This is a genomic window from Segatella paludivivens DSM 17968 = JCM 13650 (genome assembly GCF_000373185.1).
In the GTDB taxonomy this organism is placed as follows: Bacteria; Bacteroidota; Bacteroidia; order Bacteroidales; family Bacteroidaceae; genus Prevotella; species Prevotella paludivivens.
In genome coordinates, this window is the sequence record NZ_KB890682.1 from 74,679 (window position 1) to 95,725 (window position 21,047).

The 21,047-nt window shown below is 39.7% G+C and carries 13 protein-coding genes; 2 read left to right on the forward strand and 11 right to left on the reverse strand.

Annotated features, from left to right (window positions below):
• Window positions 1–16 precede the first annotated feature (16 nt).
• The 6 genes from B045_RS0111970 to B045_RS0111995 form a co-directional block, all read right to left on the reverse strand.
• Window positions 17–1,738, reverse strand: a complete 1,722-nt coding sequence (locus B045_RS0111970; protein WP_025883631.1) for a DUF4980 domain-containing protein — start codon at window positions 1,736–1,738, stop codon at window positions 17–19.
• A gap of 16 nt (window positions 1,739–1,754) precedes the next feature.
• On the reverse strand, window positions 1,755–3,350 hold the full coding sequence (locus B045_RS0111975; protein ID WP_018464497.1) for a glycoside hydrolase family 32 protein: 1,596 nt from the start codon (window positions 3,348–3,350) through the stop codon (window positions 1,755–1,757).
• A gap of 22 nt (window positions 3,351–3,372) precedes the next feature.
• Window positions 3,373–4,815, reverse strand: a complete 1,443-nt coding sequence (locus B045_RS0111980) for a DUF4960 domain-containing protein (protein WP_018464498.1) — start codon at window positions 4,813–4,815, stop codon at window positions 3,373–3,375.
• Between the two features lie 38 nt (window positions 4,816–4,853).
• The gene (locus tag B045_RS0111985; RefSeq protein ID WP_018464499.1) at window positions 4,854–6,614 is read right to left on the reverse strand and encodes a RagB/SusD family nutrient uptake outer membrane protein; all 1,761 of its coding nucleotides are present in this window, start codon (window positions 6,612–6,614) and stop codon (window positions 4,854–4,856) included.
• Between the two features lie 37 nt (window positions 6,615–6,651).
• Entirely contained in the window at window positions 6,652–9,786 is a 3,135-nt protein-coding gene (locus B045_RS0111990; protein WP_026234422.1) for a SusC/RagA family TonB-linked outer membrane protein, read from the reverse strand.
• Window positions 9,787–9,919: 133 nt separating this feature from the next.
• Window positions 9,920–12,160, reverse strand: a complete 2,241-nt coding sequence (locus B045_RS0111995; RefSeq protein WP_018464501.1) for a hybrid sensor histidine kinase/response regulator transcription factor — start codon at window positions 12,158–12,160, stop codon at window positions 9,920–9,922.
• A 464-nt stretch (window positions 12,161–12,624) separates the two neighbouring features.
• Between B045_RS0111995 and B045_RS0112000 the strand changes: the two genes are divergently transcribed.
• Complete coding sequence (locus B045_RS0112000) at window positions 12,625–13,209, forward strand: hypothetical protein (RefSeq protein WP_154650168.1); 585 nt, start codon at window positions 12,625–12,627, stop codon at window positions 13,207–13,209.
• A gap of 413 nt (window positions 13,210–13,622) precedes the next feature.
• Here the strand turns inward: B045_RS0112000 and B045_RS0112010 are convergent, their stop codons facing one another.
• The 4 genes from B045_RS0112010 to B045_RS0112025 all read right to left on the reverse strand — a co-directional run bounded on the left by B045_RS0112010 (window position 13,623) and on the right by B045_RS0112025 (window position 17,729).
• Entirely contained in the window at window positions 13,623–14,543 is a 921-nt protein-coding gene (locus B045_RS0112010; RefSeq protein WP_018464504.1) for a hypothetical protein, read from the reverse strand.
• Window positions 14,544–14,630: 87 nt separating this feature from the next.
• Window positions 14,631–16,001, reverse strand: a complete 1,371-nt coding sequence (locus tag B045_RS0112015; RefSeq protein WP_018464505.1) for an MBOAT family O-acyltransferase — start codon at window positions 15,999–16,001, stop codon at window positions 14,631–14,633.
• Window positions 16,002–16,011: 10 nt separating this feature from the next.
• Complete coding sequence (locus tag B045_RS0112020) at window positions 16,012–16,254, reverse strand: acyl carrier protein (protein ID WP_018464506.1); 243 nt, start codon at window positions 16,252–16,254, stop codon at window positions 16,012–16,014.
• A complete protein-coding gene (locus B045_RS0112025) occupies window positions 16,251–17,729 on the reverse strand; it encodes an amino acid adenylation domain-containing protein (RefSeq protein WP_018464507.1) in 1,479 nt (492 codons plus the stop codon). Before B045_RS0112025 ends, B045_RS0112020 begins: the two co-directional genes overlap by 4 nt.
• 509 nt (window positions 17,730–18,238) lie before the next feature.
• Here B045_RS0112025 and B045_RS15365 point away from each other — a divergent pair.
• A complete protein-coding gene (locus B045_RS15365) occupies window positions 18,239–18,385 on the forward strand; it encodes a hypothetical protein (protein ID WP_018464508.1) in 147 nt (48 codons plus the stop codon).
• A gap of 1,865 nt (window positions 18,386–20,250) precedes the next feature.
• Here B045_RS15365 and B045_RS0112040 read toward each other — a convergent pair.
• Window positions 20,251–21,045, reverse strand: a complete 795-nt coding sequence (locus B045_RS0112040; protein WP_018464510.1) for a PhzF family phenazine biosynthesis protein — start codon at window positions 21,043–21,045, stop codon at window positions 20,251–20,253.
• Window positions 21,046–21,047 lie beyond the last annotated feature (2 nt).

Here is a 21,047-nt window from a genome sequence, read left to right on the forward strand (position 1 = left end):
ATAGTGTGTTTTTGTTTTACATTTTATAAATAATATACTTTACTTTTCCCTTCTTTACAATTTTGTTGTAAGGGGTGATGGGGAAGACGAGGTTAGTCATAGCCATTTTTCCCTCAGCATCAAGCACTTCTATACTACTGTTGTCGATAAATATTCTGAGCTGTTTTAGCTTGCCATATACGGGGGCTGTGGTTGTTACAGGGAAAGCTTCGCTGAAGTCAACCTTACCACTTTTTGTACGATCCATAGAGAAGGTTTGCTTGCCTTCGTCGTAATTGAATACTACCTTTTCGCCATTGTCGTTGCTTAACGTTACAGATGAAGAACCTTTAAGGTTGAGCACGAGTTCACAAGCATTAGATAGTTTACTTTGCTTCTTGCCACGCTGATCAAAAAGTTCCTTTGATGGGATTACACCGCAATAGGTTTGCCCTTCATATTCAAAGAGGTCGAGATCTCGAGGAATAGAGTTGCCTGAGCGATATTGCATGGTTGGAGTCTGAGCAGCATACTGCCAATTGTTCATCCATGCTAGTGCAACGTGGCGACCATCAGGAGCATTGTCGAATGTAACTGCAGCATAGTGGTCCTTTCCGTAGTCCATCCATTTGGTAACATCTGGAGCGCTCTCGCAAGTGAACTTATGACCATCGAAATTGCCTACAAAGTATTGTGTTGCGCTACCGCCGAAAGGACCACCTGGATTGATATTGCAGATAAGCATCCATTTCTCCTTATTTGTGCCACGCACCTTCAGCTTCATCAAATCAGGGCACTCCCAAACACCACTATGATTGCCGTAACCATGACCAAACGAACTTTCAAACTTCCAATCTTTCAAATTGTCTGAAGTGTAGATATCCATTTCCTGGCCAGCGGCAAGAATTAGGTTCCATTTCTTAATATCCTCGTTCCAAAACATGTGAGGATCGCGAAAATCAGGAACGTTGCTAGTTATAATAGGATTGGCAGCATACTTAATGAAAGTTTTACCATTATCGGTTGAAAACGCGAGACTCTGAGTCTGACTCTCACCTGCCGATGTGTACATAGCTACAATAGCACCCTTGCCAAAACCTGCGGTATTATTCTTATCCACAACAGTAGAGCCACTGAATATTGTTCCAAGAGCATCTGGTTCAATTGCATCTCCCTCATAGTTCCAATGAATAAGATCCTTAGATGTTGAGTGCCCCCATGTCATATTCTCCCATAGTGAGCCATAAGGGTTATGCTGAAAATAGAGATGCCATGTGCCATCCTTATAAAACATACCATTAGGGTCGTTCATCCAACCATAGCCTGGAGTGTGGTGATACTCAGAACGGAATTTCTCATGATTCGTCATATCGAATGTATCAGAATACTTTATTTGCTTCCAGCAAGCCCACTCCTTGATAGCTCCCTCGTTGCGGATATTGCCATTGATATGGATGTCGAGCATGAGCTCGTGACCAGCAAATTTGCTCACGTCAAGAGGTACATAGTAGTCCACATGTTCAGAAGCCAAACGAACATTGATCGTCTTTACCTGATTATTGTCGGCAAGAACCTTCATATTGCTCAACTCGGCACGCTCTTCAATAGGTAATAGTAAGTAGCGATTAAGCTTTGTATCCAAGCGATAGAGTACGTGATTACCCGAAAGAAACATGATCTTATCCTCTGCATGGGCAGTCGATAAGACTGCCATGCAGAGGATAAATAATATGAATCGTAAACTCTTCATAGTTTTCATTATCAGTTGTTTGTTATTAGTATTGGCTTACTGTGAGATTTGAAACGGTGATATTGCCACCGTAGTTGTTGATGCTCCAGCAGTTCTTTGTCATTCCATATATGCGCTGAGTATAAGCACAAACATCATTGATATACATCGTAACGACGCTGTTATCGTTATAGATAGTAATGTTATAAACATTGTCTGTAGGTCGAGTAAACACATAACCGTCAATACCATCAATAAAGCCCTTACCATCAGAACCTTCTTCCAAGAAGTTGACCTTACGGTTGTTCTCGTTTTCTGGATTTATAACCATAGTGTAATATTTCTTTGCATCAGCTGAACGAACAAATGATATACCGAACTTATCCAAGTTGTTGCTTGTCTTAACAGTGAATGAAATCTTATTATGAGTTCCCAAACGATTGAAAAGTGCATAAGCGCTATCGCCAGAAAGTGTATAGTTACCTTTTGAACCATTAACACCATTTTGAGCCATTACTGAAATAGTCTGTGGCTGGTTGTATTTAGCATCAATGGCATTAACCTTACCCAGAGTTAGCGTACCATCAGAATGCTGGATAATCTTGTGGCAAACGAGTGCGCCACTCCAATTAGGCTCCTTATCGCCTACATTAATATTCTTAGCCCAAACATCAGCACCAGTACGGTAAGGACACCAGCCCCAAATGTAACGGTCTGTACCGTTAGAGGCAGTTTTTCCTGCATAAAAAGCACGGCTATCGAGCACACCCTCATGACCATCTTTTGGCCAGTTAGCACCAGGATCACCAAAGCAATCCTTCAATCCTTCAAAGCTCTTTGCCATCATATATTTCACTTTGCGGCTCCATGTAGTCTGATATCCCTCGCTGTATACAAAATACCACCAGTCACCCATCTTGAATACGTCTGGACATTCACACATACGATCCCACACAGCATTGAATGAGCTATTAAACTTCCAGTTCTTCATATCCGTAGAAGTGAAATCCGCAAACTTAGGATCGCCTTTGCGTGTAGCAATAACCATGTGGTATGTGCCACCGTCCTCAAAGATCTGAGGGTCGCGGAAATCCACGTTTGAGAGATCAAAGTCAGCCCCCTTCAATGACCATGAATTATCGCGAGTCCATGTTTTGAAGTCGCTTGATGTAGCGCGCATTACAACCTCTGTATTCTCACAATTTGGATTATGACCAGTGTAATAGATATAATACAAACCATCCTGTTTGTTGTAGTAGCAACATCCTGTACCTAGTGCAGCATCCTGCTGATAGTCGCTAGTTCCTACAGACAGAGTCTCGCCCAATGACTGATAGTTAGCACCATCCTTGGTTGCAACTGTCCAGATAGGGTGATAGCAGAACAACTTATTATTGTCGAAGTCCTGCAGATAAAGAATCTTGAAATCGCCAGCTTTCTCATCATAGAAAGGCATTGGGTCACCAACGCGACCAAGAGCTGGCTTGTAATAAGTTGAATAACCTGCCTCCTCTGTAGAATTGAAGAATTCTGTTGTTTCTGCCCAATTCTTTTCTGGATCACCTTTATATGTATCTTCGCTGCATGCTGTCACCGCTAAGGCTGACAGTGCAATTGTTAATGAATATATCATCTTTTTCATAATTTTGAATCTTTTTGAAATCTTACTTCATTAAGTAATTGAATGCATTACTAGTCATAATACCGACATTGTCGTGATAGTGAGAGGTGTAAGCAGTTGGTGACCACCAGTCGAAGCACCCAGAGCCAAAGCAGATGATACCGCCCTTGCCAAATGTACCATTAACAGAAGGAGCCTCCCATACAGAGATTGCACCGTCACCTCCATGACCAAGGATGCGACCACCTGTGAGATTAGTCCACTTGTTATGACCTACAGCATAGTTGCCGCCTTCATTGTCATAATCGCCCCACATACCCCACTGAGAGGTACAGTTTGAAATTGTATAGCCTGCATCGGTGGTTTTAATTTCACCATCCTTCAAAATCATGTTCTTCCACAATGGATGATTAGCATCCTTCATTAGGAAGCCCCACTCATTACCTGCGCTGATCACATCACCACCGTCGTCGTTGGCACCCCAACAGTTGTTTGCACAACGCTTGTCTTTGATAGCACCCAGTTCAGCTGCAAAGTTAACAGCAGCACGACTCAGAATGAATGCACCACCATTCTTGTAGTAGTCTGTAAGGATATTGATTGCACCCATAGCAGTTGATGTTGCTGCACTTTCGAAGTCGCCGATAGTCTCAGATGGTTGATTCTGCCAATGCCACCAGATAACCTTACACTTAGAAAGGTCAACGTTGCCTGCCTTCAGTTCATCCCAACTGACAAACATAGAGTTCTCTATATTGGCTAGCATCCACTTACAAGCTTCCTTCTCCTCAGGAACAAGTTCGTCCATAGTCGTAGCTTTAGCAGAACCAAGGAATATTGCTTCTGGAGCCGAAACTGTCTTTATTGTAGCCACGTATGTTGCAGTTGCTGTATTATCAGTAACTGTATATGTAACTGGTTCCGTGAAGTCGGTCTGTACACCGCTGAGAGGAGTAATCTTTGCATCCTCACTGTAGATGATGGTAGGAATAGCTTTCTTGATGTCTACTGTAGCAGGCAGGAAAGCAGTTATAGTATGATCATCCTCGTTGATGCTAGCCTTATAGGTGTCGTTGATGATAAATGATTTAATTATAGCCTCATCGTTCTTCACATTAACAGTCCAGTCAAGATAGATATCGCCCTTTGTGATGTGCATCACCTTGGCACTAGTGAAGTCTACAATATCGCCCAAAGCAATGTCTGACTTTGCTCCATCAGAGATATTTAGTCCAGAAATTTTCATGGCAGATTTATCTTTAAAGTCTACAGGCACCTTAACCTTAACAGTGCGGGTTGCAGGATCAACAATGCCATCATATTTATCATTTAGTACAAATGACTTTACAGAGCAGTCTCCTGTGAGTTGTAAGTCGCTCAAATTGTCGTTGCTGCAGGCTGCAAATAGTAAGATTGTAAGAAGGTAAAATGGTAAGAACCCAATTGCCATCATTGCCTTCATATATATATTATTATGTTTTTTCATAATTGTAATCTTTAAACTCTAAGTCCTAATCTTTAAAATTACCACTTTCCAATGTTCTGAGTGTAGTGCCCGTTAGACGAAGAATACTGTGAATGCGGAATTGGCAGAAATTCATTCTTATCGGCTGTAAACTCAGCTTCATTGAGGAATGTCACACGCTCTTTCTCCTTGGCGAAATAGTTGTTAAGAACAGTTGAGGCTTCACCCCAGCGAACGAGGTCAAAGAAACGCTCACTCTCCATAGCAAATTCCAAACGGCGCTCCATCTTAACAATCTTGATGGCATCTTCCTTTGAATAGCTACCTAGGTAGTTCTTGCAGTAGAAGTGAACACCATACTTGTTAGGATAGTCGGCTATCATTTGTGTAGAACCTGCCGCACGAGTACGAATCTGGTTAACCAGTTTGATAGCTTCGGCTGAATTACCCAATTGAGCCTCAGCTTCAGCACGCTCCAGAATAACGTCGGCATAACGGAATACTATGCGGTTCATTGGGCTAGCCCAGTAAGAACCATGGATGAGATATGTACCTATGAGTGCTGGATCAACATTCTGCTTTAAGGTCACATTGTAGCCATAGAGACCACCTGAACGACTCCATGCTGATGAATGATCCATGATGAATTTCTTGTTGAACATATATGGAAGTCCTGTTATGCCAACAGTTAGAAACAAACGTGGATCGGCATTATCGGTCTTCATTTCATAGTTTATGTCATTGAAAGTGTCAATCATTGGAAGACCGTTTTCATCGGTCTTGAATGCATTTACAAGATTTTGTGAAGGCTTGTAGAAGTCGCAACCTCCATTGGTTACATCTGGAATATTTGGAACAATCAAACCGTAGCTCCAGTTGAGGTTGCCATATGTAGAACCGTCGTTGCGTGAGTATTGTATAGCCCATATAGATTCTACACCATTCTCATATTGATCTTCAGGACGGAAATTATTGTGGATATCACTCTCTAGACCATAGCCACCAGCTGTATAGATAGCAGGATCGGTATATTCAAGCACCTTCTTCAGGTCGTCTTCATTAATTGAAGTCACTTTGTTTGATGTAGGGTCGTCTTGATGATATGCCTTGTATAGATAAACCTTAGCAAGAAAAGCAGCAGCTGCAGCCTTTGTTGGACGCCCTTTGTCAGTCTGTGTTACTGGCAATACATTATAAGCCTCTTCAAGTTCCTTAGCTATGACAGCCCAACCTTGATCATTGGTATACTCTGTGTTAGAAAGCTGATGGTACTCATCATAGGTGAGGTCTGATCGCATAACAAAGGGTATATTTTTGTAGAGACGCTTAGCCAGAAAATGACCATAAGCGCGCAAAAATTTCATCTCGGCCAAACGCTCACTCTTCAAAGCATACGAATCATCTGCTGCCTCAAGAGTTCCAATTGCTGTATTCACACGTGAAATAGCATTATAGATACGCACCCACATATCGTTGATATTCCAATTGGTGGTTAATACACCCTTTTCAACTTCAAGCTGGTGGAAAACGTCACCATCATTGGTTGTTGATCCACCCTTATAGGCATCGTCCGAACGAACGTCATAGTTCCACATCGAGAAAGATGAGTTGATATCTTCAGCTGTTGTGAAGATGGCATACGCAGAAGTCACCATATTATCAATATACTCTGATTTGGTTACTTCCTTGTCTGACAGGGTTCCTTGTGGCACTTGGTCGTCAAGGAATGCATTACAGCTATTTAAAAGTAAAAGGGAAAAGGCAAAAGGTAAAACGGCTGCTACTTTCTTGGCCTTTATATATAAATTTCTAGATTCCATAATTGTGATTTTTAAACTATTATTCAATATTTGTCGTTTAAAAAGAAACGTTAAGACCGAATGTCAGGTTAAGAGGTATAGGATAACCGAAGAGCGCATTCTCTGGATCTATGCCTGTGAACTTGTGGCTTTTGATGGTGAGCAGATTTTGTGCAGAGAAGTACATACGTACTTTTGACATACTTATCTTCTTTATTAGAGCATCAGGGAGGCTGTAGCCAATCTCAATGGTGCGAAGCTTGAGAAACGAACCATCTTCAACATAGTAAGAAGAAAAACGTTTCTCGTTGTTGTTGTCGTATGTCGACAGTGCTGGGATTGTTGAACTTGAGTTAGTAGGAGTCCAAGCATCAAGAACGCGATCACCCTTATTAAGGAATGGAACGTTAACACCAGCCCAGAGGTCGGTCTGTACCTTGTAACCACCATTGGTATCATCACCAGGACGCACAGTGGTGAGTACATCAACATTTTGGACACCCTGCCAGAACATTGTGAAGTCTAAGTTTTTATACTGAAAATAAAAATTCAGACCATAGGTGAAGGCTGGTGTTGGATCGTAAATCCATTTCTGATCGTCGGTTGTAATCACGCCATCGTTATTAAGATCCTTAAAACGCATGCGGCCAATAGCTGCACCTTCTTGTGTAGCATGGTTGTCAACTTCAGCTTGATTCTTGAAGATGCCATCATAAACATAACCAACGTAAGAGTTCATTGGATGACCAACAACGCTGAATACACCACTACCACCGAAGGTACCTGCTGCGGCAATGGTTTCAGGAAGCTTAGTTACCTCGTTGCGGTTTGTACCAATATTACCAGTGATATCATAGTTGAATGCACCTGCATTGCCGCGATAACCTGCATTAAACTCAACACCCTTGTTGAGCATTTCACCAGCGTTGATCCACATAGAGCTCCCCTCACCCATTATACCAATACCAGGCATATTGACAAGGATGTCTGAGGTCTTCTTGCGGTACCACTCAAAGCTACCATAGAGTGAGTTTTTGAAGAATCCAAAGTCAAGACCTAAGTTGGTCTGTGTTGTGGTTTCCCACTTTATGTTGTCGTTACCAAGCTGATTGCGCTTGAAACCTGACCCCAAAGGCTGTCCGCCGTTAGTACCAGCAATATCATAAGATGTACCGTAGCTTTGACCACCGAAGTTAGCCTCTCCATAGTTAGAAACATAGAGCGTGTAGCGAGCATAGTTGTTGATGTCCTGATTACCAGTCTGTCCCCAGCTAGCACGAAGCTTCAGGTCAGAAAGCCATGAATTTGAGGCATCCTGCATGAATTTCTCTTGGCTGATACGCCAACCCAAACTTAAAGATGGGAATGTACCGTAGCGATTGTTCTTGCCAAAGCGGCTTGAGCCATCACGACGAACGGTAACACTTGCCATATACTTGTCGGCATAGTTGTAGTTCATCTTTCCGAAGAAAGAAGCTAGAGAGAAACCTTCGCCTGAGCCAAATGCCTGCTGCTCGCCAACACCAGCGTCTGGCCACATATAATCAGGCGTATTTACAGCAAAGCCATAACGCTTGCCACCGAACCAAGAGTTATCCTGACGATTAAGCTCAATGCCAATCAGTGCGTCAGCACGATGCTTGCCTATTTCAAGGTTGTAGGTTGCAATGGCATTCCACATCCAACTCATCCAGTGCTCTTGTTTAGCCTCAACGGCATTGTCTTTGTTACTCACATTACCGTTTGTGATAGGATAGGTAAAGAAACGCTGCTCCTTTTGAGCATAGTCAATACCTGCAGTAGTGCGTACAATGAAATTCTTAGTGATATTGAAGTTCAAATGAACGTCACCAAACATACGCCAATAGGTATATCTGTTGTCTTTATTTCGGTTAAGCACTTCGACAGGGTTCTCGCGGTCAGCGAAACTACCTGTAAGGTTAGCATATTCCCCCTTTGTATTGTAAACAGGAAATGTAGGGTTATACTGAAGCACATTACCTAGAAATCCATTAGGTTCTGAAACTTCAGATGTACGGTTGATGGTAAGATTCTCACCAATTGTGAGGAAGTTGCCCAATAGTTTATATTCTGTGTTTACGCGTCCCGAAATTCGGTTGAAGTCAGTGTCCTTGATAACACCAAGGTTTTTGTAGTAACCAAGTGAAAAATAACTAGAACCCTTATCGTTACCGTTGCTTACGCTGACATTATAGTTCTGAATAAGACCAGTGCGTGTAGTTTCGTCCATCCAGTTAGTATCAGATGCAGGAATAGTTCCTGCTGCATCAAGATATTTCTGCATCGTCATACCATTCAGCTGAGGATTACCATTCTTATCATAAGCCCAGTCAAAATGATAACCTACAGAGTTGTTGTTTGGATCAAGACCGTCGTTGACATTAGCCTGCCAGAAAGCCTGTCCCCACTGCTTAGCGTTTAGCACATTCATGCGGTGAGCATACATTGAAGCAGCAATGCTAGCGTCAAGGTTTACCTTTGGCTTCCCATCTTTACCTTTTTTTGTGGTTATGATGATAACACCATTGGCAGCACGTGAACCATAGATAGATGCTGATGCCGCATCCTTCAAAACCTGGATGCTCTCAATATCATTACCATTAAGTTCGTGCATACCCGACTTTGTGGGAACACCATCAATAATATAAAGAGGATCGTTGTTGTTAAGCGTACCATTACCACGAATACGCACGGTAGCAGCACCTGAAGGAGAACCATCGGCAGAAATATCCATACCTGGAACGCGTCCCTGCATCGCCTTAATAGGGTTGTTTTCGTTTTGCTTGGCAATGTCTTTCACACTTACAACAGATATAGCACCTGTAAGGTCAGCCTTGCGTTGTGTGGTGTAACCTGTGACAATAACTTCATTCAGGTCGTTAGTAACTTCCTGAAGCGTAACCTTCATTACATCAAAAGCTGCAATTTCTTTTGTTTTATAACCAATGTAAGAGATGACGAGAGTAGCTCCCTTTCCAACTGAGAGTTTAAAGTTTCCATCCATGTCGGTAACCGCACCATTAGTAGTACCTTTCTCCATCACGGTGGCACCGATAACTGTTTCTCCAGCAGAATCAAATATCGTTCCACTCACATTAATCTTCTGTGCGCTTGCGGCAGCACACACCATCATGAGAACAAAACTCAAGAGGATTTTTGACAGATTTCTCATTCGAACGTTTTTAGTTAATAGATTATTTGCGAATTATCTGCCGCAAATATACTTAAGCTTGGCAATAAACACTTTCTAAAATCGTTCGAAGGTTGCAACAATTGTTGCATGTAACAATTGTTACCGTTTTAGTTTATTTTCTTACATCGGTAGGATACATATCATATTGCTTATAAAAGCACGATGAGAAATAGCTAGGGGTACCAAATCCTACTTTGTAGGAGATTTCAGAAATAGTCATATCGCTGTTCAAAAGCAGGGAATAGGCTTTCTGCAAACGAATTTTTCTTAATAGTTCTACAGGAGATAATCCTGTGAGAGCTTTAACCTTTCTATATAGTTGCACACGACTCATACCGAGTTCATCGCCTAGGTCATCCATTTTTAGATGTGCATCTGATATGTGCTTCTCTACAGCATCTTTCAGTGAATCCATAAATCGACTATCTGGAGTACTTACTTGCTCTATATGCACATCTTGTGTTATTGTTTCCGTCTTTGTATCTTTTTCGCTAAACAACTTGCGCAGTTGCATTCTGCTTTGTAGAAGATTACTTATCCGTGATATCAGGAACTGAGCATTGAATGGTTTTATCACGTATGCATCTGCACCATGTTCAAAACCCTCTATCTGCTGCGACTCAGTACTGCGGGCTGTGAGCATTATCACAGGAATATGACTCGTAATACAGTCCTCCTTGATCTGCTTGCAGAATTGTAGACCATCCATAACAGGCATCATTACATCGCTCACAATAAGGTCGGGCACACTCTCGCGAGCAAGTTGCAATCCGCTCTGACCATCTGAGGCCTCTATTACATAATAACTTTGTGCCAGCAATGTACGTAGATATTTGCGCATATCGGCATTGTCATCAACAATAAGCAACGTTGAAAGTTCCTCGCTGTCGGTTTTCAGCAACAAATCGGTATGACCTTCCTGTACATCATTGCGCTTTTGCTTTGCATCAGAACTAGCCTGCTTTGCATTGTCGTCGGCAATCGCTGCATCTACTTCCTTGCGGAAGTTTATTACGTTTGATACTAATCCGTTCAACTGTTCCACATTACGGTTCAAAATATTCAGCAGTTCGCGATCGTCACCCTTAAGGTTGCTCTTTTCTGAAAGAACTTTCAACGGTCCTGTAATCAGCGTGAGAGGGGTCTTCAACTGATGGCTGGCATTGGTATAAAAGAGTGTCTGCTCCTCATTTAGTTCACGCATTTTATCGCTTGCCTTGCGATATTTGCGGTTCGAGCGTTTAATAGCCTTAATTGCTTTCATAATGAACAGCAGTGCCAGCAGCAACAGTAAGATGGCTACAACGGAAATATAAAGTACGCTGCGCTGTAGATTATAGAGTCCAAGATAATTCTCCAGCTTGTTCTGAATAGTAACAAGATAGTTGTTTTGCTTCATAATCAAGTTGGTACTCATAATGATGTCGTTCACATTTTGTGGCGTAACAACAAAACTCTGAATAGTCTTATTACGTTCATAAGGCTTACGATCTAATATATTCAATGCCAGTTGAATAATCTCTTCGCCGTGAGTAGGATATATATAGGTACCAGTAAGGACACCTTTCTTCACTTGCTCTAGTCCTCCATCTTTACCTGGAAGTCCGTCAACTCCAAGAAATTTTATGGTTTTTTCCTTTCCGACTTCCTTTGCAGCCTTGAAAGCTCCTACAGCATCAATATCACTATGGCAGAATACAATATCCACCTGCTTACCTGACTTAAGATATGCTTTCATCTGGCGATAGCAGTCTTCGGGAGTCCAATCGGTTTCAGTATTGAAATAATCAATATTAGTTTGTTTTTTTATAATGCCATAAAATCCCTCATGACGATCTTTAGCTGGTGACATTGTCATTGGACCAGTCATCTCCCAAACTATAGGTTTGCGACCTTCTGTCCTCACATCTCCATCCCGAATCATGCTCAGGGCATAGTTGGCTAGTTTCCTACCTGCCTCAACATTATCACCACCTATATATGCGGTATAGTTATTGCTCTTACTTTTACGGTCGAAGAGTACCACAGGAATACCCTTCTTCTTTGCTTTGGTGAGCGAAGGTGCCAGTTGGGTATATTCGTAAGGAGCTACAATCAATAGATCAACACCAGCATCTATAAGACTATCAATTTGTCTTACTTGCAACTTAGGATCGTTATAGCAATTGGTGATTTTTATTTCTGCTTCACTGTCATAGAGATGTTGAGCTGACAGCATCTCATTGTTTATCTTCTCTCGCCACTCACCACTAGAACATTGCGAAACGCCAATCTCATAGGATTTGTGTTTCGCTGTACATGCAGATAAAACGATTGTGACAATAATAAAATTGTAGATGATATATTTTTTCATGAGTTTCTGCGATTTAAGCGGTCGATTATATAAATCGGGTTCAAATTTAGTAATTATTTTGGAAGTATCAATCTATTTTCGCAAAAAAGAGGTTCAAACTTCAAAAGCTTTTTATAATACATACTGTGTCATTTAAATTGTTTGAAAGAATTACTCTTTGTTGCTATTATATTTTGTATATTTCGCTTAGTCAAGAAAAGTGGTTCTTTTTTCTATTTATAGTACTTGCAAAAGTATTGCTTTTTTACCATTAGAATAATTGTTTTAATAAATAATAGGCCTCATACATACTATATAAGTTTTATTATCCTTCCTCTCATCCTATGGTGAATCAGATTAAGAGGAACTAGTTTGGAAAAAGACAATGATAAAGATTAAAATGTTGCTTTTTCAAAATAAATATATTACTTTTGCATTATTATTAACCACACCATAAAAACTATTATAAACCATAATACTAATATATGAAGATAAAAACAATAATATTCTTTAGCATTACCTTAATTCTATTCATCCTTGTAACGAGTGGGGTGTGTATGGATGTGTATACAGTTAACTATAAAAACTATCGTATAGTAAATGCTAAGATGCAACGATTTGAGGCTGACGAATTATCACACGACAGCTTATATTATATATTGAGTTTTGATATAGAACAGTGTAATAAAGTCGTAAGTTTGAGTTTGGGTCATCCTTGTTTAGGACCTCATGTAGAAGGAACTGCTATTGATGACATTAAGAAAATTAAGATTGTTAATGATGTAAATCAAAACATCACATCTCTATTCCGTGGTGTTGATAACGTTAACTATTTGCACAATGATAGTGTTTCTGACAATGTAACAACGACTAGTAATATAACAAGTTTAATAAAAGAACTAGTGACCGTAGATGGTCGTGGCTTTAGTGTTATTGATAATAATTATATTTATTCAATTCCAAAGACAGAGAAGTTACCTGAAAAGATAATACTTTATTTTGATAAGAGAAAAATAGAGGTAAAGGTAAATAACAATTCTTATATTTTTACAAGTTTAAATGACAGATAATGATACGACACATTTCCTTATATACAATAACCATTGTAATAATTGCAATTATTTGGTCTTTGCAAATTCTTGCGATTTTTTCTTTAGGCGATAACATCTTTATATCTTGTGCTATCGTGTCAGTGGTGGCAATACTCTCCACGTTAGTTGGATTGTATTTCTATCATGGCAATAAATGGTGGATAACAGCATTATCCATAATCTCTGCGTCATTTTATGCTTTATTGTTATTTGAATTATACTCATTTTTCATGATATTTTCGGGTGCTTACGTTATCTGGTTAGCGATATCTGTGCCTTCAGCCTTCATTGGCTCATACATAGCCGATAGAATAGAAAAAGACTCGGTTGATGAAGATGATGAAACATAAGATTGATATATAGATAAAATGATTTTTTTTCATTTCGATCTTTTATTTTTGTGCATACAACTCTTTCATAATAGCATTGGCCACCACATCCCGATAATGCGCTTTATCATAAAAATAATGGTAATTGCGAAATTTAGAGTGAAAATTATCTGAAAAGTTAACGACATTTTTATCACCAAATATCTTTTTTAATGTCACGATATCTTTAGGATTCATCTGTTTGGCATTGAACGTTGGACCGATAGCAATTTTTACATTCGCTCCATGGCGTTGACAAATACTTCTTATTTGCATTAAGCACGAGATACTTTCTGTCTTTATAGTCGGAGCATATGTAAACGCTGTATAATGTTCTTTAGGCCATGACTGATTTTTCCAATATTTCTCCCCACTTTTTTTAATGGCAGCATCCTGACATAATACGGCATCATTTGTTATTGAATTCCGTATCCGTCCGTCGTTGTTGATGATACCGTTCATTGTTTTATCGTCATATTCATGGAAAATCCTATATCTAAGATACGGAATGAGAAACATAGGCGTACAGAATCCCTGGAAATAATCCATCTGATATGTAATTTCACTCTGTCCTGTTACCTCTGGAGGCATGGAATGCATGATGCCTGGTTGGGGATGGTTTTCTTCAAAGAATTGCTTATCCGCTACAATGAGCACATTTTTTATTTTCTGACCTTTTTCAGAATCAAGAGCCTGCATCTTGAGCAACAAATCGCCTGCTCCTTCATTATTGCTAAACATGCGAAAGCCCTTGCCACCTGTATATTTAGACCATTCATTGATGTGGAAAGCTTTAGTGCATGATGTGCCCATAAGAAACGAATCAAAGTGCATTGATTTCTCATTAGCTTTGTATTTGTTCCATGAAATAACGCCTTCGCTTTGGGCTACCTCTGGTGCATCATAATCTGAATATTTTCGAATTACCATAAACGGATCACTCATAATATAAAAAATCAACAGTGCTATGAAGGGCAATGGAATGAGCACACACTTCAGATAGAATATAAATATCTTATGTTTCATATAAATTTAGAACTGAATATAAATAAAATTCTCAACACCAAAATTTCCGTAAAAGAAAATAAGCATAACTAGCACGAAATATAGTGTCCAGCGTATGTATGCCTTTTTAGTTGTTGTCCACTTGATGATATCCTTATGCGAATTAATGAATTCCATTACGAACATTACCACTACGGCTATTCCAAAAGCTATCCACTGATTGTCATTCAGACCGAGGCGAAGTTCCTTTCCATCATTAATGTTGAAATTCAGCAGATGCTGATAAACGTACAATACATCCGACACATTGGACACACGAAAAAAGAGTAGCGACACGGCAAAGAGCAGATAGGTGCGGATCATCATTAGTGGACGATAGATACGATCACCTACTTTCGCTCTAAAACGTTCATGTCCGGTCTTTGTTGCGGTCTCATAAATGATGACGAGTCCCTGAAATAGTCCGTAAAGGGCGAAAGTCCATCCAGCCCCATGCCATACGCCAATAGTGACGAAGGTAACGAGCAGGGCAAAATAGATACCCCATTTCTTCCATCGTCTCACTTCGGCTGAAACGGGCGTGAAAATATAATCACGGCACCAGAATGACAGCGACTGATGCCATCTGCGCCATAGCTCGCCTGTGGAAAGCGAGATGAACGGTCGATCGAAGTTCGGTGACAACCGGAAACCGAACATCGCACCTAATCCAAGTGCCATATTGGTGTATCCCGCAAAATCGGCATATAGTTGGATAGGATACAGGAGCGTGGCTTGTAACATCTGAGCGCTAGTCGCCAAATGCACATCATCGAGCACCATGTTCATCGACGGTGCTATGCGGTCGGCTATCACCAACTTCATGAAAGCTCCCCATGCCACGAGTTTCAGTCCAGCTGTGACATTATCGTAGTCGAATGAATGCTTTTCTTTGAGTTGCGGCAGCATGTCGTAAGCTCGCTCTATAGGACCTGATAGGAATTTCATAAAGAGCAGCATGTATAGCATGAAGTCCATGAGGTCGTCTTCTGGTTCTTCTTCCCAGTTGATTTCTATCAGATACGACAAAGCCTGAAAGGTATAGAACGATATTCCCAGTGGAAATAGTGGTGACGCATATCGTGCCGTGAGCCAAATGCCCACCAGTATGACGATAGATGTGGTAAATATCCATGCGCGCCATTTGCTTTCAATGTTTTTATGCAGAAGCTTTCCTGCTTCGAAAGTGAATAAAGCGATGCCTATAGCATAAGCCAAATACACTATATGGTAATAGCCTATAAACACCAAACTGGCAGCAAACAGTAGGAAGTGCTGCCACCGCCGGTTGGCTCTCGCATAATATAGTGCGAAGACCACCAGAATAAATACAGCGAATGGTATTGAGAGAAATTCCATTTGCTATCGTTTATTTACTTTTAGAAACTATTGTGTCGCACAGTGTGCCCACGTTCTTCTGTTTTATGATCTCTCTAAGCTTCAGTTTGATATTGAATTTGCTTTCTATCTCACTGATAATAGTCATGTTTGTTATCGAATCCCATCGGTCTACATCGTTGGCGGTCATTTGGTAATCAAGTTCAATGTCTTTTTCGTCAAGCACCTCGGCAAATATGCTGCGGAGTGCTTCAAGTGCTTCTTCTCTAGTCATCCTATTAATTCTTTTATTTGTTTTCTATCTATTTTATTATTTGTATTTTGTGGAAACTTCTTCAGAAAATGTATCTCACGCGGAATCATGTATGGGGGCAATTTGGATTGCAAAAAACTCTTCAATTCAAATCCATTATTGTCTTCAGCTTGTTCTACTGCCATCTTTATAGTATTGCCTGAGCCATTATCTGTGACAATAGCAACTACAGCCATTTTTCCGCCATAATACTTTCTTGCCACACATTCTATTTCGCTTAGTTCCACTCTGTAGCCATTTACTTTCACTTGCGAGTCTTTTCTTCCGTAATATTCTATGTCGCCTGTAGTATCGTTGGCACAGATGTCGCCAGTGCGATAGTATCTTGTACCATCGTCAGCCACAAAAAAAGCCTCATTGTTCTTTTTCTCGTCGTTCCAATATCCTGATGTGAGTTGTGCTCCTGCAAGACAAAGTTCGCCTTTGATGCCAGCAGCACATGGAATGCCCTCGTCATCTATTACCATGGTCTTAACTCCAGGCATAGCCTTGCCGATGCATACGTTACCGTTAATCTGCTTATCGGCGCAGAAGACGCGCATTTGATAAGCTGTGCAATAAATGGTGCACTCCGTCGGTCCGTACATATTCCATACGCTCGCATTAGGTACACATTCATACCATGCCTTGGCGTCATCTATATTTAGAGCTTCTCCGCAGAATAGTGAATATCGCATCTCGGGAATGCTAATTTCCTTCATATATGGCCTTAGACAATGTATCACCGACGGCACCATAAGAGCCGCGGTGAGATGGTATTCATCAAACAAAGCGAACACTGCTTGATATTTTATTTCCTTATAGCTCACGGTGTAAACACAGGCTCCAGCAAGGAGGGGTAGAAGATACGATTGTACCGAAAGGTCGAACGTAAGGTCAAACATCTGTAGGCATCGGTCTTCTGGTTTCAGTGTAATCCCTAGTTTTTCCACCGAGTCAACGAATGCTGCTACGTTACCACGACTTATAGGTACACCTTTTGGTCTTCCGGTGCTACCTGATGTGAACAGTATATAAGCTAAACCGCTGTCCTTTTGTTTTTGGGGAGATACCAGTTCTTTTTCATCGTTTAGTGCTGACGTTTTAATAACGTTGTTATAGTTGTATCTGGTACTATCCGACGAGTCAAGAATTGTTGTTATTTTCACCTGACTAATGATATCCATGCATCTGTCTAAAGGTTGGTCGGGATGCAGTGGAACGTAGCATTTACCCTCCATCCATACGGCCAGGATAGATGCATAAGTATCCAAGTCATCGTTAGCTACCAAACCAATATTTTCATCACTTACATTATGCAATACTTTTCTCACTGCCGCGATTCTTCTTTTCAAACGGGCATAGCTATAGTATTCTCCGTCAATGCAGAATGCATTTCTTTCGCCATACTTCTCTAAAGAAAATAGAAGTGTGCTGATTATTAATCTATTAAACATGTTGTAATCTCTCTGTTAAAATCATTACAAAAGCCATGATGAGCATGGATGTGCTGATTGTTTTGTTCGTTTTTGTTATTATTGTTAATTTGACTTATTTGCTGAAGTTGATGTGTGGCATCAGTTAGACTTCGTCAACGCTATGACTCTTGACAACGCCCAATGGGGGAGACGTGCCTGTACGGAGTTGATGGACAGAAAAACTTAACCGAAACATTTTAATAGTGCTCTGGATAGAATCGTTCTCTCCTATGAAAATTCGAATATCACTGATGAGAAATAGTACTATTACTTCTAATAATCTCTTCATTTACATTTCTATTTTTTAATAAGACAAAAATATATAGAAATACCCCCATCCATATCTTGATTTTTTTTTATCAGGTGCAAATATGTCTTTATTTTCCTATATATGCAACGATGAAATGCTTGAACCGTAGAAAATCAATGCTCAACCGTAGAATAAAATCTTTGAAGAATGTTGCTTATTTCCACTTGACTTCAATCGAATGGTTACCTACATACTTTTTGCTGCTTTTGATGAGCATTATTGGAAGGGTAGTATATGGCTGCTTTTCATTCGTCTTCTTGTTGCAGTTCCTCGTTATTTTGTCGTCGTTTCTGTAGGACGGTCAAATGAAATAATGTGGCAATAAAATTATTATGTTTCATTATCCAAATGTATTTGGCTTATTATACACGTTAAATGTATGTATTGTATAATCCTTGCTTGATAGAATATACATTTTTCTTGCAAAGATAATATTTTTATTGTTAATAGCAATATATTTGGCTTATTGTGTCTGTGGCCTCAATCTTCATGGGCCCATATATAGGCGATTTCTTTCATGCCGACTTTACCTGTCTTTCTTACTCTTGCGAAATATTTTTCGTCTGTTTTTGACATCTCCAATGTTCTTTGTGTTGCAATTTTTTTTTTTTTGGATTAAAAAAATCCAATATCCTACATGTTTTTGTATAACGTTTTGTTATTCAATTTGTTAGCTAATGTATGATGGTCTAAAAACATACATGAAACAGAGTAATAAGGCCCTTATTACTCTGTAATCCTACATGCTTTGCCGAGTGATAAGGGCCTTATTACTCAATAGCGTAACGAAAACCGTGATTTTATTTCTGTTGCGCTGCCCATGACCTATTATTATACACATTTCTGATTATACTTTCTAAAACACTATACATTACTTTAAAACCTATACTGAAAGCCTTTACACATGATGATTGGTCGGATATTCATTTAGAAAAACCTCGTATTTCTGACTAACAGATATTCTTCTTAATTTAAATCCCTGGTTAGGCAACAGACGTCTCAGATTTGCGAGTGGGAGATTCTCTCAAACCTAGTTTGCTTCATTAGCATATTTGTCAGATGTAACGTTTTAACAGATAGTTTATTATGTGACTATTGTAAATAAAATTGTATAAATTTGTTTTTGAAAAATCGCTGTTTAGATTATATAAATTAGCTACGTACCCTGTTTTGTCGTAGAAATCGTTTAAAAACCATGTATGATTCATGTATGAAACATGTATGATATGCCTATATCATACATAAGTAAACATGCTGATTATAAACGATTTAACCATAAAATGTATGTTATGTATGTTTTTTCAAACATTTTTATATTTTTCATTTTTCTATGACCGGTTAGTGACGCAAAGATAATAATTGTTTGCAACAATACAAACCTTCTTCTTGAAAAGATATGACTGAACTTTCGCAAGTGAATATCCATTCATCATGTGACATTTAAATTATACACTCTTAAACGTTTATGGAACTTCGGATTATGACCAATGATAGCACTGAGCAACTCATTGACATCTGCCAAGGTTCAGTAGTCCGCATTTTTATGTGGATATCAACGATATAAAAACGCTATTTACTGACTTTGAATTCGTTCGTCCACCAGTAGAAGAGCATGATTACGACTTGGAGGATCCTAATAAATATTCGGTTCACTGGAAGGTTATCGTGAAAAGAAAAACTAATTCTGAAAAGATAAAACTTGTAAGTAATATTTACAAGTTTTTTTTGTACCAAATATTCTCTTCCTCTTGCAGAAGTGTATGTAATTCTTTTTAATTATTAATTGTGCTATGTTGGAGTAAACCCCAGTTAATTATTGAGCATTCCTGCATCTATAATTGCGGTATGTCCCTATATCCCAACGGGCTACGGCCATACTCTCTGCATTCAGTCGATGTACAGCTATACCCGCATAAGTATAATAATGATTTTCGTTAGAGTCGCTGAAATGCATAAATTTGCTTCCTGCCTCAATGCCGTAACTGCAAGTAATAGAATTATCGATAAATTCTATTTTTAGGTTCTTTCTAATAATCCATGATGATTGTTATGTCATCACCCACTATGTCGAACCCACTATGATATATATAAATCAGTTTCATAATCATTTATTAAATATTACACTCCTCGATTATTAAATCATTCTCTTCCTCCCTCTGCGTTTAGAGAGAATGACAGAGAATAAAACTTCTATAGATAGATTTCTCCCGTAAGATATAATTTGGCGTTGCCCCCTATTAAGCACCGGTCACCTTTAAATTCGCAAAATAGTTGTCCCCCACGCTTTGATAGTTGTCGTGCTACAAGCGAAGTCTTTCCAAGTTTCTTTGACCATAAAGGCAGCAATGAAGTATGCGAAGAACCTGTAACAGGATCTTCAGGTATTCCGGTTTGAGGTGCAAAGAATCGCGATACGAAGTCTACATCATCGCCCTTTGCGGTAACCACCAGTCCTCTGCCCTTCAATTTTGATACCTCATGCAAATCGGGTTGCAAATTCCTTAAATCAGATTCTTTTTCTATCACTGTGATGAAATCTGTTTTTCCCTTGTATGTCTCTATCGGTTTCAATCCTATACAAGCTTCTATCTTTGCGTTCTGTTCCTCAGCGAGCAATTCCAGATCATCAGTTGGGAAATCCATCATCAGCAAGTCATCTTTCTTTGTCACGGTCAACAGTCCACTTCTTAAAGAATAAAATTTAATAGCACTTCCAGAATATCCCAGCACATCAAACAGCACGAATGCAGATGCCAGAGTAGCATGCCCGCACAAGTCAACCTCGATAGAAGGAGTGAACCATCTTATCTCATAATCTTTACCACGAGGCACTAAGAAAGCTGTCTCTGCGAGATTATTCTCACTACTGATACTCTGCATCAGTTTATCATCTAGCCAAGAATCCAACACACATACAGCAGCCGGATTACCCGAAAACAAAGTGCTTGTAAAAGCATCGACCTGATATAATTTTATTTTGCTCATAA